We start from the raw sequence: 511 nt of genomic DNA on the forward strand, positions 1-511 counted from the left end.
CGATGTTCTTGGATGCAGAAACGCCACACGCGTACTTGAAAGGGACGGGGCTTGAGATCATGGCGAACTCAGACAATGTGCTACGCGCAGGTTTAACACCGAAGTATATGGACGTAAAAGAACTCGTTGCATGCACACGCTTCGAAGAAAAACCATTCGATACCCTACTGCTTGCACCAATCGAAAACAACGACATGTTGGAATACCCAATTCCCGTCGACGATTTCAAATTCGCGATTGTAAAGCAGGCCAACCAACGAACACTTGATGTAAGAACCGCAGAAATCCTGTTGCCGCTAGATTCCCCGCTCGTGATTACACACGCAAATGGTGAAACGTGTGTAGTAGATAAAGGCCAATCTGTTTTCATCCCAGCTTATGCCAAACAATACACCTTGAATTGCGAAGGTCGTGTTGCACGGGCTTACAGTTGATTCAAATTGAAACAAAAACGCCTCGCAATTTAAGCCAGGCGTTTTCTTTTTCACTCGAGCTATTTTTGTGGCGGTGA

General features: G+C 46.0%; 1 pseudogene. It reads left to right on the plus strand.

Annotation, left to right across the window (positions count from 1 at the left end):
• A pseudogene (locus R8O10_RS27655) lies at positions 1 to 434 on the plus strand (mannose-6-phosphate isomerase); the annotation flags it as partial.
• Positions 435 to 511: the final 77 nt, after the last annotated feature.

The organism is Vibrio sp. 1727, assembly GCF_033344415.1.
Classification (GTDB): Bacteria; Pseudomonadota; Gammaproteobacteria; order Enterobacterales; family Vibrionaceae; genus Vibrio; species Vibrio alginolyticus.